The 14,445-nt window shown below is 55.3% G+C and carries 15 protein-coding genes; 11 read left to right on the forward strand and 4 right to left on the reverse strand.

Annotation, left to right across the window (positions count from 1 at the left end):
- Positions 1–7: 7 nt before the first annotated feature.
- From SB725_RS22090 to SB725_RS22110, 5 genes are all read left to right on the forward strand, one after another.
- The gene (locus tag SB725_RS22090) at positions 8–1,018 is read left to right on the forward strand and encodes an MraY family glycosyltransferase (RefSeq protein ID WP_059182382.1); all 1,011 of its coding nucleotides are present in this window, start codon (positions 8–10) and stop codon (positions 1,016–1,018) included.
- 185 nt (positions 1,019–1,203) lie between these two features.
- Positions 1,204–2,142 carry a glycosyltransferase family 2 protein gene (locus SB725_RS22095; RefSeq protein ID WP_194940736.1) on the forward strand — a complete coding sequence of 313 codons (939 nt, stop codon included), beginning with the start codon at positions 1,204–1,206 and terminating at the stop codon, positions 2,140–2,142.
- On the forward strand, positions 2,135–2,587 hold the full coding sequence (locus SB725_RS22100) for a sugar 3,4-ketoisomerase (protein WP_194940705.1): 453 nt from the start codon (positions 2,135–2,137) through the stop codon (positions 2,585–2,587). The genes SB725_RS22095 and SB725_RS22100 overlap by 8 nt, the downstream gene beginning before the upstream one ends.
- Positions 2,588–2,606: 19 nt before the next feature.
- On the forward strand, positions 2,607–2,963 hold the full coding sequence (locus tag SB725_RS22105) for a GtrA family protein (protein WP_324188407.1): 357 nt from the start codon (positions 2,607–2,609) through the stop codon (positions 2,961–2,963).
- An 18-nt stretch (positions 2,964–2,981) separates the two neighbouring features.
- Positions 2,982–4,445 (forward strand): hypothetical protein, encoded by a 1,464-nt coding sequence (locus tag SB725_RS22110; RefSeq protein WP_194940707.1) that lies wholly within the window; start codon positions 2,982–2,984, stop codon positions 4,443–4,445.
- Between the two features lie 51 nt (positions 4,446–4,496).
- Here the strand turns inward: SB725_RS22110 and SB725_RS22115 are convergent, their stop codons facing one another.
- Positions 4,497–4,973 (reverse strand): acyltransferase, encoded by a 477-nt coding sequence (locus SB725_RS22115; RefSeq protein ID WP_059182386.1) that lies wholly within the window; start codon positions 4,971–4,973, stop codon positions 4,497–4,499.
- 381 nt (positions 4,974–5,354) lie between these two features.
- Between SB725_RS22115 and SB725_RS22120 the strand changes: the two genes are divergently transcribed.
- The 4 genes from SB725_RS22120 (at position 5,355) to fabF (ending at position 10,104) form a co-directional block, all read left to right on the forward strand.
- Positions 5,355–7,349, forward strand: coding sequence for a polysaccharide biosynthesis protein (locus tag SB725_RS22120; RefSeq protein ID WP_059182387.1), 1,995 nt, complete (start codon positions 5,355–5,357; stop codon positions 7,347–7,349).
- 112 nt (positions 7,350–7,461) lie between these two features.
- Positions 7,462–7,797, forward strand: coding sequence for a ComEA family DNA-binding protein (locus SB725_RS22125; RefSeq protein WP_059182388.1), 336 nt, complete (start codon positions 7,462–7,464; stop codon positions 7,795–7,797).
- Between the two features lie 205 nt (positions 7,798–8,002).
- On the forward strand, positions 8,003–8,797 hold the full coding sequence (locus SB725_RS22130; protein ID WP_410922584.1) for an SDR family NAD(P)-dependent oxidoreductase: 795 nt from the start codon (positions 8,003–8,005) through the stop codon (positions 8,795–8,797).
- A gap of 32 nt (positions 8,798–8,829) precedes the next feature.
- Positions 8,830–10,104: a beta-ketoacyl-ACP synthase II gene (gene fabF, locus SB725_RS22135; protein ID WP_059182390.1), complete on the forward strand. Its 1,275-nt coding sequence runs from the start codon at positions 8,830–8,832 to the stop codon at positions 10,102–10,104.
- Here the strand turns inward: fabF and SB725_RS22140 are convergent.
- Entirely contained in the window at positions 10,101–10,658 is a 558-nt protein-coding gene (locus tag SB725_RS22140) for a TetR/AcrR family transcriptional regulator (RefSeq protein ID WP_027925681.1), read from the reverse strand. The two genes, fabF and SB725_RS22140, sit on opposite strands and share 4 nt — an antisense overlap.
- Positions 10,659–10,833: 175 nt before the next feature.
- Between SB725_RS22140 and SB725_RS22145 the strand changes: the two genes are divergently transcribed.
- Both SB725_RS22145 and SB725_RS22150 read left to right on the forward strand, forming a co-directional pair.
- Positions 10,834–11,487, forward strand: coding sequence for a GntR family transcriptional regulator (locus SB725_RS22145; RefSeq protein WP_027925682.1), 654 nt, complete (start codon positions 10,834–10,836; stop codon positions 11,485–11,487).
- 15 nt (positions 11,488–11,502) lie between these two features.
- Positions 11,503–12,354 carry an urea carboxylase-associated family protein gene (locus SB725_RS22150; RefSeq protein WP_027925683.1) on the forward strand — a complete coding sequence of 284 codons (852 nt, stop codon included), beginning with the start codon at positions 11,503–11,505 and terminating at the stop codon, positions 12,352–12,354.
- Between the two features lie 45 nt (positions 12,355–12,399).
- Here the strand turns inward: SB725_RS22150 and SB725_RS22155 are convergent, their stop codons facing one another.
- On the reverse strand, positions 12,400–12,567 hold the full coding sequence (locus tag SB725_RS22155; protein ID WP_081744012.1) for a DUF2897 family protein: 168 nt from the start codon (positions 12,565–12,567) through the stop codon (positions 12,400–12,402).
- Positions 12,568–12,690: 123 nt separating this feature from the next.
- Positions 12,691–14,055: an ethanolamine permease gene (gene eat / locus SB725_RS22160; protein ID WP_027925684.1), complete on the reverse strand. Its 1,365-nt coding sequence runs from the start codon at positions 14,053–14,055 to the stop codon at positions 12,691–12,693.
- Between the last annotated feature and the right edge of the window lie 390 nt (positions 14,056–14,445).

Below are 14,445 nucleotides of genomic sequence, written 5' to 3' on the forward strand. Positions count from 1 at the left end.
AGTCTTCATGTTGTGGTTGTTTTTGCTGGTCATTGCAATATTTTCTTTCGGGTTGACGTGGGTTCTTCGTCGGTACGCGTTGGCTCGTAGCTTAATCGACGTTCCTAATGCCCGCAGTTCCCACACGATCCCCACGCCCAGAGGCGGCGGCGTGGCGATTGTGCTGTGCTTCATCGCAGCTGTCGTGGTCATGAATGTGTTGAAGATGATGTCTTTCAACGATTCTCTGGCATTGCTCGGCGCCGGTGCCGCGGTAGCGATCCTCGGTTTTTTGGATGATCACGGGCATATCGCCGCCAGATGGCGTCTATTGGGGCATTTTTCAGCGGCTTTTTGGGCGCTTTACTGGATCGGCGGACTTGCGCCCATTTCAATCTTCGGAGCAACGATTGAATTGGGAATACTCGGTTACGTCGTAGCGGCCATGTTTCTTGTCTGGATGCTGAATCTCTATAACTTTATGGACGGTATCGACGGAATCGCCAGCGTTGAGGCCGTGACGGTTTGCGTCGGGGTCGCTGTCTTGTACGGGTTGCAGGGCGGCATCTCCACCGTGGCGCCGTTACTGCTCGCTTGTTCCGTGCTAGGTTTCCTTTGCTGGAATTTTCCTCCTGCGAAGATTTTTATGGGCGATGCCGGTAGCGGTTTTCTTGGCATTACCCTTGGCATCCTCGCTCTGCAGTCGGCATGGATATCGACGAATCTGTTCGTGGGGTGGTTGATTCTCCTGGGAGTATTCATCGTCGATGCCACCGTTACGTTGATCCGTCGGTTGGTGAGAGGTGACAAGGTATACGAAGCTCATCGCAGCCATGCCTACCAGTTTGCTGCCCGCCAATACAAAAGGCATCTGCCGGTAACATTGGTGACAGGTGTGCTTAACATTGCATGGTTGTTTCCGATTGCCTGGCTGGTCGTCGAAGGCAAGCTGGAAGGGCTGATAGGACTGCTTGTTGCGTATATACCTTTGGTGCTTCTGGCATTAAAATTTCGCGCCGGGGATTTGGAGGGTCGCTGATCCTCAGCGCTTTCGACGGTGCTAACTGATTGCAGTCGACCCTGACCACTGCAGGCGTGAGTGGGGTTGATTTACCAAGCGGTTACACTGTCCATCGGCACCTCAACGGCTCGAAAAATAGTGTTAGTGTAGGCCTTATATCTCGTCCCTTTTTAGGGCTTTCGTCATTTTCAGGGGCGTGTGTTTTGCTGACCTTGGTCATTCCCGTTTATCGCAATGAAGGTTCGATTCCGCAGTTACTCTCGGCAGTTGACCAACTTAACGAGCGTTTAAAAAACGACCTGGAGGTTGTTTTTGTCGTAGATGGCAGTCCGGATAACTGTTACGAGCTTTTAAGGCATGATCTGCCCAAGAGAACTTTTCGTTCCCAACTGATCCTCTTGTCGCGAAATTTTGGCTCGTTCATGGCAATTCGCACCGGCTTCCAGTTTGGCTCGGGCCAACGATTTGCTGTGATGGCCGCGGATCTCCAAGAGCCACCCGAATTGATACTCGAGATGAATGCCCTTTTGATGGCACAGGACGTGGACGTCGTCGTGGGCGTTCGCGAAGGACGAGACGATCCGTTACTCAGCCGAATGGCCTCAAAGATTTTCTGGGGACTGTACCGTCGCTACGTGGTGCCTGAAATACCGCTCGGCGGCGTAGACATGTTCGCCTGCAACAAGCCTTTTCGCGATACGTTGCTGACGCTTGAGGAGCGGCACAGCTCGCTCATAGCGCAAATTTTCTGGCTGGGATTTCGACGGACTACGGTAAAGTACACGCGCCAAAAACGAGAGCATGGCGTGTCCGCCTGGACGTTGCGCAAGAAAATAAACTACATGATGGACAGCGTGTTTGCATTTACTGATTTGCCAATTCGCCTGTTGATACGCGTGGGCGCTGCAGGGTCAATATTGGCATTGTTGTTCGGCCTGGTTGTTGTTCTGGCAAAGCTCGAAGGTGATATCACGGTACCTGGTTACGCGGTAACCATGCTGATGATCACATTGCTGGGCAGCTTGAACCTGATGGGCTTGGGGGTTGTCGGGTCATACGCATGGCGTACGTACGAAAATACAAAAAACAGGCCACTTGCGATCCCCATGCGAGTTGATAAATTTGGAGAAACACATGAGTGACTTGGATGTACAACAAACTACGGTAGCGGGTGTAACGCTGCATAAATTACCCGAGGTCAGCGATCCGCGGGGTAGTTTGTCGGTGGGTGAATTTGGTCGCACTGTGCCCTTCATGGTTTCGCGCTATTTTCTTGTTTACGGTGTACCTGAGGATGGCGTGCGCGGTGATCATGCCCATTTTCGTTGCCATCAGTTTCTCATCGCCGCGAAAGGCACCATCCATGTTACCGCCGACGATGGGGTAAACAAGGAAGAATTTGTATTGGATAAAGCCAATATGGGGATTCATATCCCTCCCATGACCTGGGGCAGTCAATATCAGTATTCTTCGGATGCGGTGCTGTTAGTGCTGGCTTCTGACTATTACGACAACGAAGACTATGTCACCAGTTACGAAGAGTTCTTGGCGCACGTAAAGTTACGTACGGAAGGCGGTGGTGCATAAGTTAATAGCTGGCTCAGGTGTGTTCGGGCGGTTTCTGCTATCAGGTGGTTTTAACACGCTAGTCACGTATTTGCTATATCTGCTGCTGCTGGTTTTTTTCTCTTATCAGATTAGTTATACGATTTCTTACTGTTTAGGTGTGGTGTTGGCGTATTGCCTAAACAGGGTGGTGGTTTTTAAAAGTCATCGTGGTTTGCGATCGTTATTGTTGTTTCCGCTTGTATATGTCGTCCAGTATTTGTTGACCAGTGGCGTGCTATGGGTCTTGGTGGTCCGGCTTGGCGTGGACGATCGAATAGCGTTGCTTGTGGCAATTGTGTTGATGGTGCCTGTTAACTTTCTGCTATCGAAAAATATCTTTACTCGGAAAATTTAAATTGCCTGGAGTTATAACTTGAACAGGGTTTCTATATTAAATGGATTGGCCGTTGCAGGTTTGCTTCTGCTGGTCCATCTGGTGGTTGGCTTTGTGCCAGTTGGCGATGGTGCCGGGTGGGACGGTGGACTTTACGTTCAATATATCCAAACCCTGGGCCAGGGAAACCCGATCGTGGATGACCCTTACCGGTCTATTCGTATGTCGGGATTTTTGCCTCTGATATTGGCATCCGCTCTGGGCGCATCCAAGGCTGGGCTGATCTGGATTCAGCTTTTCCTTAACGTGGTCATGCTGTCGGTAGGCGCAGCATTACTTCACGACACGATGTTAAGGCTCAACGTAAAAAAATCGGTTGCCACAATATCCGTAGCGATATTGACTTGCAGTTGGGTGTTTTTGTGCATGCCGATGTTCTATCCCATCCTCAGCGACAACATCGCATTAGCCATGGTCTGCATCTGCCTATGGTGCTGGGTTCGCTCTTATCGTTGGGCTGTTTACGCTTTTTGTGCATATTTTACTTGGCTGATGCCTGGGCTGTTTCTGATCCCTTTAATACTGGCCACGTTCCCCCATGAACAGTCACTGAAGCCAGAAAGTGGTGTTGTCAGCTCCAAGCTGTCACTGTGGTTATTTGCAGTGGTGGCTTTGCCGGCGTCTGCTGTGATGTTATTCATGATTTACAAAGTGCCACTATCTGCTGTGGTTTCGCATGCTGCCAGTGTGATCGGCAAAACCGCCAGTCTCGACATGATATTGTTGTCGGTCACCGCGATGCTGGTTTCGCTGTTGTTGATTGTTTGGCTGGGTGTCAGGTTGTTACTGGATCCAGTGACTTGGCGCTCGATTAGCTTCAGTGGCCTTCTTGCGGCAGGATTGTCCTTTGTAGTGTCCGCCGTTTTGATAAAGACTTGTATTGATTGGAGTGGTGGTTTCAATGGACCGCCGCTACTCGATTATCTGTTTTATCAGTCGCTTGCAGCTCCTTTTAAACCGATCATTGCCCACTTCATCAGTTTTGGTCCGGTTATATTACTTGCGATATTTGCGTGCCTGGCTTGGGCGTTTGGCTGCAGACACTCGATCCCCAAGGCATTGATCGTTATCTGCTTTGCCTTCCTGCCGTTGCTGGCCTATGGGTCTGAAACTCGGCAGTGGATTGGTGTGTTGCCGGTTGCAGTCGTTATTTTCGCCGTCTCAGATTTTGCCTGGCTAACACGGGTGTGGTGCCTGGTGATTTCGGCTGTAGTGTTTGCGCCGTCTTTGTGGATCAAGGGCTTCGTAGGAATGGCCGCGACGGCCGGGCTGAGTTTTCAAAGCTACCAGTGGCAATTTTATTTCGGCCGACACGGGCCATGGATGTCCATGACCGTTTACCAGATCGGCTTGATCCTGGCGCTGGGTTTTATCGCTGTGGCGGTATTGTTGCAGAAGCGGGCGAAGGGGCAGCTTGCAGTGTCTGTTCCTCCACTGAAATAAGCCCTTGGCGGCGATGCGTGATTATTCTGCGCATCGCCGCCAAGCGTTGCATTACTCGTGGGACTTAAGAATTCTTGCAGGATTGCCTACGACGGTAACGTTGGCAGGTACCGATCGAGTGACCACGGCACCAGCACCGATCATCGCATTTTCACCAATGGTGATGCCCGGGAGGATGGTGCAGTTGGCGCCTAGAGATGCCCCCTTGCCGATCACGGTTCTATCGAAACTGTCAGGATAGACTTTACTTCTTGGAAATCTATCATTGGTAAAGGTCGCGTTAGGGCCGATGAATACGTCATCCGCGATGGAAATTCCGTCCCAGATTTGCACGCCACATTTGATCGTTACCCGATCGCCAATGACGACATCGTTCTCGATGAAAACGTGATCACATACGTTGCATTCCTGGCCAATTTTCGCCTGCGGCAACACATGTGTAAAAGCCCAGATTCGAGAGCCTTTGCCTATGTTGGTGGATTCGCACAAGGCGTGGGAGTGCACGAAATAGTCTTTGGGCTCACTCATGTTTCGTTCGATCCATACAAGGTTAAGCGGCATAGTTTCCTAGAAAACATGCAGCGCTTCCAATGTTTTTGCAGCGTTGCAAACTCGCATGTTGTAAACGCCGTGAGCGATTCACTCTACCCTTCAGGATCGACAACCTCGTGCAGAGGTGTCTACGTTCATGACGTTGACTCTTGGCGCGGGAACCTGTCCTTGCGGTGCCTGTCGAAGCTTCCAGGCAGCGAAAACCCGGTACCGCTCAAGTGTTGTCCGTTGGGCCGAAGAAATGCGGTCAGCGGCGTGCGCAAAAGCAGTTTTTTTCTGTTACGGCGATGGCGACCTACGTACAATGAACATCATTGAGTTCAGGCAAGGGAGTAGGGGACATTGGGACATGGCTATATGGATAAGCTGAGGATGTTTTTGTTGGGACTTCCGCGCCGACAGAAGCGGTTGATCCAGGTGTTCACGGACGTCATTCTCGTTTGGATTGCGTTGTGGATGGCATTCGTCGTGCGTTTGGGGGTTGATGAGATGATCAATCCCTTCAAAATTCATATCTGGTTGTTCGTCTGCGCTCCAGTTGTCGCGATTCCCTTGTTCATACGATTCGGCATGTACCGGGCCGTAATGCGTTATTTTGGCAATGATGCGCTCGTTGCCATTATCAAAGCAGTCAGTCTTTCCTCACTGATCCTGGCGTTGGTGGTCTACTGGTATAGCAATCATGAAGCGGTTGTCCCGCGCTCCATCATTTTTAACTACTGGTGGTTGAGCCTTGTCATCATTGGCGGACTGCGCCTGTGTATGCGCCAGTATTTCATGGGCGACTGGTTCACGGCTGTCCAGCACGTGCCTTTCACCAACCGTGATGACGGTTTGACCAAGGTCGCCGTCTACGGCGCCGGTGTCGCGGGTAATCAGCTGGTTGCCGCATTGCGCATGGGGCGTGTCATGCGTCCGGTCGCGTTCATTGACGACGACTCCAGCATTGCCGATCGTTCCATATCCGGCTTGCACGTCTACAAGCCCAAGCACATCCAGCAGATGATCGATGTTACCGGTGCCCAGGAAATCCTTCTCGCGCTGCCATCCTCCACCCGGGCCCGTCGCCGGGAAATTCTAAATGTGCTGGAAAGGTTTCCGCTTCACGTACGTAGCGTGCCTAATTTCACTGATTTGGCCAGCGGCCGTGTGAAGGTCGAAGATATCCGGGAAGTTGACATAGCCGACTTGCTCGGGCGCGACTCGGTGCCCGCACAACCTGAGTTGCTAGAACGTTGTATCCGGGGCAAAACGGTGATGGTAACAGGCGCCGGCGGCTCAATCGGGTCAGAGCTGTGTCGGCAGATATTTGCTCTTGAGCCTACAACGCTTATTTTGTTCGAGCACAGTGAGTTCAATCTTTACAGCATTTTGTCCGAACTTGAGCAACGTAGCTGTCGGGAGTCGGCAGCTGTTCAGCTGTTGCCGATTCTCGGATCTATCCGTCATAAGGACAAACTCCTGGATGTGATGAAAACGTGGCGTGTCGACACGGTCTATCACGCAGCCGCTTACAAGCATGTGCCGATGGTCGAGCACAATATTGCCGAGGGCGTGCTTAATAACGTAATCGGGACGCTTAACACAGCTCAGGCGGCGTTACAGACGGGAGTAGCCAACTTTGTACTGATCTCTACCGACAAAGCGGTCCGTCCTACCAATGTGATGGGCAGCACCAAGCGTCTCGCCGAATTGACACTTCAAGCGCTCAGTCGCGAGATTGCCCCCGTATTGTTCGGCGACAAGGCGAACGTCTCTCGCGTTAACAAAACCCGTTTTACGATGGTTCGTTTTGGCAATGTGTTGGGCTCTTCAGGTTCCGTAATCCCGCTTTTCCACAACCAGATCAAATCGGGTGGCCCACTAACGGTCACCCACCCGAAGATCACCCGCTATTTCATGACCATTCCCGAAGCGGCGCAATTAGTCATCCAGGCGGGTTCCATGGGGCAGGGCGGCGATGTGTTTGTTCTGGACATGGGCGAGCCGGTAAAAATTGTCGAACTGGCGGAGAAGATGATTCACTTGTCCGGCTTGAGCATTCGTTCAGACAAGAATCCGCACGGTGACATTTCCATCGAGTTCACTGGGTTGCGTCCAGGAGAAAAGCTCTATGAGGAGTTGCTGATCGGCGACAACGTATCGGCTACCCAGCACCCGATGATCATGAGCGCGAATGAAGATCACCTCGGGTGGGATATCCTGAAGGGGCGTTTGACTGAGTTGCTGGCCGCTGTCGAGCTGGACGACTACTCGCGCGTCCGCCAACTTCTGCGCGAAACCGTCAGCGGTTACAGCCCCGATGGCGAAATCGTCGACTGGATCTACCAACAACGACGCCTTGAGCCCTGATTGTTTCACATTCTGCAACAGACACATTTTTGACAAGCTCCCACCATCGCCTAAGTTTGGAGAGCAGCTTCGGAAAAGCTGCTTTCTCAAACGATGTTATGGAGCTTCATCTATGCGTACTGGCTATTTCTACTCTTTGGTTTTTGCACTGCTCACCAGCGCCTCTATTGCCGCTATTGCCGCGCCAGCTGTGAAACCCGAGCCTGCCAACGCACCTTCGGTGCTGGAAGTTTCCCCTAAGATGCAGGTTGGCAAAGTCGATCTCAATGCAGCCGATGCACCGACATTGCAGCGTGAGCTGTCCGGTATCGGTGAGGCCAAAGCCAAGGCGATTGTTGCTTATCGTGAGAGTAATGGGCCATTTTCGTCTGTAGACGAACTGCTGGAAGTGAAAGGGATAGGGAAAGCGATTGTGGACAAGAACCGCGAAAAGCTTCAGGTGAACTAAGCTTGTAACTCAAGCCCAGAGGCCGGTCATTGACCGGCCTTTTTTCATTCAGGGAATAGGGGAGGGGAGACGCCTTTCATCGGCTGATAAAAAATTATGGCTATCATATGTCGCTGATATTATGCCTATAATTCATTCGCGTGCCGCTGAAGCGTGCTGATGTTCAGACGCTCACTTTCCTCAAGTCTTTTCCTGGAGCACAGTCATGACTTCCTCCCAGTCCCAAGGTACGGCCCTTGTTACCGGCGCATCTTCCGGTATCGGTGCGATATACGCTGAGCGGTTGGCGGCGCGTGGTTTTGATTTGCTGCTGGTCGCTCGCGACGAGCAGCGGCTTGAGGCGGCAGCGAGCCAGTTGCGCACCGAGTATGGTGTTCAGGTAGAAGTGCTGAAGGCAGACCTGACACAAAAGGATGATGTGCTGAAGATCGAACAACGTATTCGCAGTGATTCGAGTATCAGCCTGTTGCTGAACAACGCTGGCGTCGCGTCGGATGGTCTGCTGGCAAATGCCGACATGGAACAGCTGGAAAAGCTGATTCAACTGAATGTCACTACGGTCACACGCCTGGCATCGGCGGCAGCCGCCAGTTTTGCCAAGGCCGGCCGGGGTTCGATCATCAATATCGCATCGGTGGTCGCGCTGTTCCCTGAGCGCTTCAATGCAACCTACAGCGCCAGTAAAGCTTATGTGTTAAGCCTGACCCAATCCCTGAATGCCGAACTGGATGGCACCGGGGTCAAGGTCCAGGCCGTTTTGCCGGGTGTCACGCGTACCGAAATCTGGGAACGCTCCGGCATCGACGCCAGCCAGATTCCGGCGGAGATGGTCATGGAAGCCGGCGAAATGGTTGATGCGGCGTTATCCGGCTTGGACCAAGGTGAACTGATCACCATTCCATCGTTGCCGAACGCCTCGGACTGGGACGACTTTGTAAAGGCCCGCCTGGTCATGGCGCCGAATCTTTCCAAAAGTACCGCCGCCGCACGTTACAAATGAAACACCTTCAATCGTATTGAGGTAATTACGGCATGAGTGATCGTCGAGTAGTTGTCACCGGCATGGGCCTGGTGTCTCCATTGGGTAGCGGTGTAGAAGTTGTCTGGGAGCGTCTGCTGGCCGGGCGTTCCGGGTTGCGGATTTTGCCGGACGAGGTGGTCGCCGATTTGCCGGCAAAGGTGGGCGGTGTGGTGCCGACTGCCGAGGAGGATGCCGAGGCGGGTTTTGACCCGGATCGGGCGACGCCACCCAAAGAACAGAAGAAGATGGACCGCTTCATTCTGTTTGCCATGGAAGCCGCGCGGCAGGCGTTGGAGCAGGCGGGTTGGCAGGCGCTGGACGCGCAAGCCCAGGAACGTACCGCAACCATCATCGGCTCAGGAATCGGCGGATTCGGCGCCATTGCCGATGCGGTGCGCACCACCGACAGCCGTGGCCCACGGCGACTGTCGCCCTTCACCATTCCGTCGTTCCTGGTCAACCTCGCTGCGGGTCATGTGTCGATCCAGCACGGTTTCAAAGGCCCGTTGGGTGCTCCGGTGACGGCGTGTGCGGCGGGGGTTCAGGCGATTGGTGATGCGGCGCGGCTGATTCGTTGTGGCGAAGCGGATATTGCCGTGTGCGGCGGCGCGGAGGCGGCGATCGATCGGGTCAGTCTTGCCGGGTTCGCGGCGGCGCGAGCCTTGTCCAGCGGTTTCAACGAAACCCCGGAACGTGCTTCCCGGCCGTTCGACAGTGCTCGCGACGGCTTTGTGATGGGCGAGGGCGCGGGCCTTCTGGTGATTGAATCCCTGGAGCACGCCTTGGCGCGCGGGGCTCAACCGTTAGCCGAGTTGGTCGGCTACGGCACCAGCGCCGATGCTTACCATCTGACGGCGGGCCCGGAAGATGGCAATGGTGCACGTCGGGCGATGTCGCTGGCATTGGCACAGGCCGGTGTTTCAGCCGCACAGGTGCAACATCTCAATGCGCATGCCACGTCGACGCCGGTGGGCGACCTCGGCGAGTTAGCGGCGATCAAGTCATTGTTCGGTTCAGACAACAAGGTGGCGGTGACATCGACCAAGTCGGCGATAGGGCATTTGCTCGGCGCTGCTGGTGGGGTTGAGGCGATCTTCACGCTGTTGGCGATTCGCGATCAGATCGTGCCGGCCACTTTGAACTTCGATAACCCGGACCCTGCGGCGCAAGGTGTGGACATCGTCCACGGTCAGGCGCGGCCAATGGCTATCGAGTACGCGTTGTCCAACGGCTTCGGGTTTGGCGGGGTCAATGCCAGCGTGTTGTTCAAGCGCTGGCAGGGTTAATCCTGCGGTTGTTTAAGAAACGCGCGGGTCACGTCAAGAATCCGCTGAGCCAGCTCCGGACTCTCGACACTGCGCGATAACAACAATGCGCCGACCAGGGCGGACATGATAAAGACGCTCTGGTCAGCGGCATCTTCGCCTTCAAGGCTGTTTTCTATTTGTTGGAGTCGTGCGTTCAGCACCACGTCCGAGGTCGGACTTGGCTGCCCGCGCAAGCCGAGTTCCGAGGACATGGTCGGTAACGGGCATCCTTCATGCGGCGAGGTCTGGTGCCATTCCGACAAATAGGTGTCGATGAACGCTTCCAGCGGGCGATCCTGGGCGAACAACTCGGCGCAGACGGCGTCGCACTGATCACCCGCCGCTTGCAACGCCTTTTCAACCAGTTCGTCCTTGGACGTGAAGTGCGAGTAAAAACCGCCGTGGGTCAACCCCAGGGCTTTCATCAGCGGTTGCAGGCCGGTCGCACCAATACCGTCGCGGCGGAATCGCGCTGACGCTTCCTTGATGATGCGCTGATGGGTCTGGGCTTTATGGTCCTGCGAGTAACGCATCTGAAATCTCCGCAACAATGCGCCATCTTAACCAATGAAAATAAGATGGCGACTGTACTTCTACTTCTATAAAGCATGCAGATGCGTCCAACTCCGTCCTGAACACGACGTGATCTGGCACGGATAGTGATTACTCATTAGCCAGAGATTGTTGAACAATCATAAGGCGAAGCGCATGAGCAACGGACAGTCCCTGGCCGACCACATCACACTGGAATTGCGTGCCGACATCATTGGCGGCCGATTGGTGCCCGGCATGGCGTTGGTGGAAAACGATCTGGTGTCTGCCTATAACGCTTCTCGCAATACGATCCGCGAGGCCTTGCACCGCTTGGGTCAGGAAGGGTTGACCGTGTATGTCCGCAACAAAGGGGTGAGCGTGCGCAGGCTGGGCGTAGTGGACGTGCGTGACCTGTTCAAGGTCCGGCGCACCCTCGAGTTGCAAGCCATCAATGCCAGCCCGCCGCTGCGCGACGATCAGTCGGCGCGGATGCTCCAGGCCCTGGAAGCCACCGAGCTGGCCAGAGAGCGTGAGGACTGGCGTGCCGTCGGCACTCACAGCCTGGCCTTTCATCAACACATTGTCGGGTTGCTGCGCAGTCCGTTGTTTGATGAGTTCTTCACCAACGTCGTCGCGCAATTGCGCCTGGTGTTCTCCACCGCGCCCGATGAATCACGTTTTCAGGCGCCATGGCTGGCGCGTGACCGGCAGATCCATGCCTTGCTGGCCGAGGGCGATACCCGCGCAGCTGCGGATGCCATGAGCCTTTACCTGGATGATTCGGAACACCTCCTGTTGCAGATATGTACCCCTTCTTCCCATCACTGATCGAGGATTCGTGCCATGTACAAAGACTATCCGGCGGCCTATCAAGTCAGCAAAGGCTCGGCGTTGCAGGTGGATACAGCCTTCTACGAACGGATTCGGGATGCGAAGGACGGGCGGACGCTGATCGAGCAGTTCGAAGTACCGATCCGCACCGGCCGCGCCTGGAACGTGCCGGCAGGCCATGTGTTTCGTGTCACCACACCGGTCGGGCCGCAAGTGGGGGATTTCAACGTCTGGAACGCCCATGACCCACGGGAGCGCTTATGGGCGGCGCGCACCCGTCAATTGCAGGGCGCCCACGTCAGCACCCACGACCGGCTCTGGTCGAACCTGCCTTTTTTGCGGCCGCTGGTGACGATTACCGACGACAGCCTGGCGGGTTATGGCATCGACGAACACGGCGGTCGCTTGCATGATTTACTCGGCACGCGCTGCGATCCTTATGTGAACAAGATGCTCACTGGTGAGGACTTCCATCATCACTGCCATTCCAACCTGACTCGCGCCGTTTTGCCCTATGGCCTGACCGAGTTCGACGTGCATGACGTGCTGAACATTTTCCAGTGCACCGGTCTGAATCACGACGACCTATACTTCATGAAAGCCTGTCCGGCGCAGAAGGGCGATTACCTGGAGTTCTTTGCCGAGATCGATTTGCTGTGCGCGCTCTCGACCTGTCCAGGTGGTGACCTGTCGCTGGCCATGTGGGGGCCGGATGCGCAGGATCCGCTGACCGTATGTCGACCGCTGGGCGTGGAGATTTATCGGTTGCAGGAGTCGTTGCTGGAAGGCTGGAGCCAACCGGAGCGTGCGGCGTACAAAGGTATGCACGGCTTGCACATCGCCAAAGCCGACTGGGAACAATAAAAGCAAACCCCCTGTCATTCACTGAGAATGACAGGGGGTTTTTCGTTAGCGGTCCTGTGCTTCCTTGGCATCCATTTCCGCATTGCGTTCAGCGACGCGCTTTCGTTGCTCTTCGGTCAGGTCGACCTTGGTGGCGGTGTCTCGCAACATCATCAAGCCACCAACGATCGAGCCGATTGCAACGACCAGAATCAACCAGGCATACCAGGGCATAGGGCTCTCCTTGAGGCAGGGCGATTGGCGGAGGTCGCCAATCGATCGTGCATACCACTTTGAGCGATGGATTTTCGCAGTGGTTCCATTCTATGCCTGATAAGCCAATCGCACCTGAAGCGTTTACAGCCCGGTCAGCATCGCGTCTGCCGGTGCGTCTGCACGCAATTGCGCCGTGAGCAGGAAGTACACGAAACCTGCCGCCATGAAGCCGAGGAAGATCAGCCCGATCAAGGCGTTGAACCAGGCCATCGCCACCAGGCAGACCACCGCCAGTACCAGCGCGATCATCGGCACCAGCGGATAGCACGGTGCACGGAACGTACGCTCAAGGTTCGGTTCGGTTTTGCGCAGTTTGAACAGGCTGAGCATGCTCATGATGTACATCACGATCGCACCGAACACCGCCATGGTGATCATCGCCGCGGTCAGTGTCATGCCGCCGAGGTTGATCAAACCGTCGCTGTAAATTGCCGCGATGCCGATCACGCCGCCAGCGATGATTGCCCGGTGCGGCGTCTGGAAACGCGACAGTTTCGCCAGGGAGGTTGGCAGGTAGCCGGCCCGGGCCAGGGCGAAGAACTGCCGCGAGTAGCCGAGGATGATCCCGTGAAAACTCGCCACCAGCCCGAACAGACCGATCCACACCAGCATATGCAACCAGCCGGAACTCTCGCCGACCACGGTTTTCATCGCCTGTGGCAGCGGATCGTTGATGTTTGACAGGGTGCGCCAGTCGCCGACGCCGCCGGCGAAGAACATCACGCCCATGGCCAGCAACACCAGGGTCAGGATGCCGCTGATGTACGCCTTGGGAATCGTGCGTTTCGGGTCCTTGGCTTCTTCGGCGGCCATGGCGGCGCCTTCGATGGCGAGGAAAAACCAGATGGCGAACGGAATCGCCGCGAACATCCCGGCAATCGCCGGGGCACCGAACACATCGCTGCCGGCCCAGCCATTCAGCGCAAAGTTGCTGAAGCTGAAGGCCGGCGCAACCACGCCCATGAACACCAGCAGTTCAGCCACGGCCAGTACGCAGACGACCAGTTCGAACGTGGCCGCAAGTTTCACCCCGAGGATGTTCAGGCCCATGAACACGATGTAGGCACCGACCGCCGCGTGTTTGGGGTCGAGTGCCGGAAACTGCACGTTCAGGTAAGCACCGATCGCCAGGGCAATCGCGGGGGGCGCGAAGACGAATTCGATCAGCGTCGCCAATCCTGCGATCAATCCGCCTTTTTCGCCAAAGGCGCGGCGACTGTAGGCAAAGGGACCGCCGGCATGGGGGATCGCCGTGGTCAGTTCGGTGAAGCTGAAGATGAAGCAGGTGTACATCGTCGCGACCATGAACGAGGTCACCAGAAAGCCCAATGTACCCGCGACGCCCCAGCCGTAGCTCCAGCCAAAATATTCACCGGAAATCACCAGCCCGACGGCAATGCCCCATAAGTGCAACGTGCCCAGCGTGGGTTTGAGTTGTGTGTTCATGCGGTTGCTCCCTGAACGGTTTGGATTGCTCGGGGGAGGGTGTTTGCAGTGGGCGTGCCAGTGTTGTGATAGCAGTCGTAAAGCGTAAAAAGGTGTCGTATCAGGGATGTTCGCCGCTGGATGAGCGCATTTTTGTGCGCCAGTTGAGGGCAAGGGCGTCAGTTGTGCCGCCATCGCGAGCAAGCTCGGCTCCCACAGGGATTTGGGTCAATCTCCGAATCCGACGCCACCGCTGAACCTGTGGGAGCCGGGCTTGCCCGCGATGAGGCCCGCCCAAACACCGCTGTAAAGCAGGCATAAACCCACTCTTTACGCTTTCTTTATGCCCCGCCCGCACCCTCGATCTCGTTCCTTTACAGCCTCCCTGCCGACAATGACTCCACACGCGGC

This window comes from Pseudomonas sp. SIMBA_041 (assembly GCF_046535095.1).
Taxonomy (GTDB): Bacteria; Pseudomonadota; Gammaproteobacteria; order Pseudomonadales; family Pseudomonadaceae; genus Aquipseudomonas; species Aquipseudomonas mucoides.